Source organism: Variovorax sp. 20P10.2.4 (assembly GCF_058244205.1).
Map to the genome: position 1 here is coordinate 1 of NZ_JBZAYE010001136.1, position 1,267 is coordinate 1,267.

The 1,267-nt window shown below is 71.0% G+C and carries 2 protein-coding genes; both read left to right on the top strand.

Features of this window, described 5'->3' with window-relative positions; all coding sequences use genetic code 11:
* The coding region (locus AC27VN_RS41755; RefSeq protein WP_490880555.1) for a hypothetical protein at positions 1-745 on the top strand (745 nt) is incomplete at its 5' end.
* A 15-nt stretch (positions 746-760) separates the two neighbouring features.
* A partial coding sequence (locus tag AC27VN_RS41760) for a hypothetical protein (protein WP_490880556.1) occupies positions 761-1,267 on the top strand: 507 nt, incomplete at its 3' end.

Here is a 1,267-nt window from a genome sequence, read left to right on the forward strand (position 1 = left end):
GCCGCCCGCCGGCGAGACCGCGAGCCGCACCGATGACGTGCAGCTGCCCGAGATCGGCAACGACGGCAAGCCGATGACCGAGGGCTTCGCGCCGACCCGTGCCCGGGTCTCGGCGCGCGAGGTGGTCCGGCTCGACGACACGCATGCCGTGCTGCTCACCGAGACCGTGCCGGTCGACGACCGCGGCCAGCCGATGGACGCCCACGTGGCGGGAGCATGGCTCGGCGCCTATTTCTTCGAGCATGGCGACGCGGGCTGGAAGCTCGCGGGCCGCAACGACGGCGTCGACTACCTCGGCTTCTCGGGCAACATCGGCCTCACGCGCGTGGAGCGCATCGCGCCGCAGCGCTTCGTGCTGACCGTCACGAGCGGCAGTTGCTGGCAGGGCTACTGCGGCAGCTGGCTCTCGGTCTACGAGATCGGCGCCGCCGAGGTGCGCCAGCTGATCGAGGGCGTGCCGCTGGGCGCCGACAACGGCGGTGCCGATGGCGCCTGCGAGCCGGTGCTGCAGGCCACGCGCCCGGAGGAAGCGCCGCGCGGCGCCTGCTACCGCATCGATGGCAAGCCCGAGTTCGCGCTCGGCACGCAGGACGATCCGGGCGAGCTGCAGATCGTCTTCAAGGGCGCGCGCACGCGCGATGCGAACAATCTGCGCGTCGAGACCGTCGACGAACAGCTGGTCTACAGCCTGCGCAACGGCGCCTATGCGCTGGTGCAGGGTCGCAATCCCGTACCCTCGTTCTGAGACGGGCGCCGAGCGATGGGCTTCATCCCCGACCGCCGCATCGAAGCCGAGGCCACCGAGGCCGCGACCGAGATGATCGAGCGCGCGCGCCGCAACTTCGACGTGGCGCTCGACTTCACCGATGCCAGCATCCGCAAGGTCGAGGCGCTGCTGCAGCAGCTGCATCTGCGCGCGCGCAACGACAAGCCGAGCGACGCGCAGGTCTTCGACTACGCCAAGGGCCTGGGCAGCTACGTGGGCGAGGTGTTCCGCCGCAACCATGGCGCCGAATGGGGCGTGGTCGCGCTCGGCGACGACAGCTATCCCGGCATGCGCAGCGCGCAGCGCGAGCAGCTGTTCTGGCCCTGGCGTCGCGCCTACAACCGCATCGTCAACGGCCCCGAGGACAACGTCTGGCACTACTACCAGCTGCTGGTGGAACGCGCGGGCGGCACGCTGGCCGTGCACGACGACGGCATGCCGTCGAACTTCGCGCCGCCGACGATGAACTACGGCCGCGCGCGCGCCGCGGCCACCGCGAAG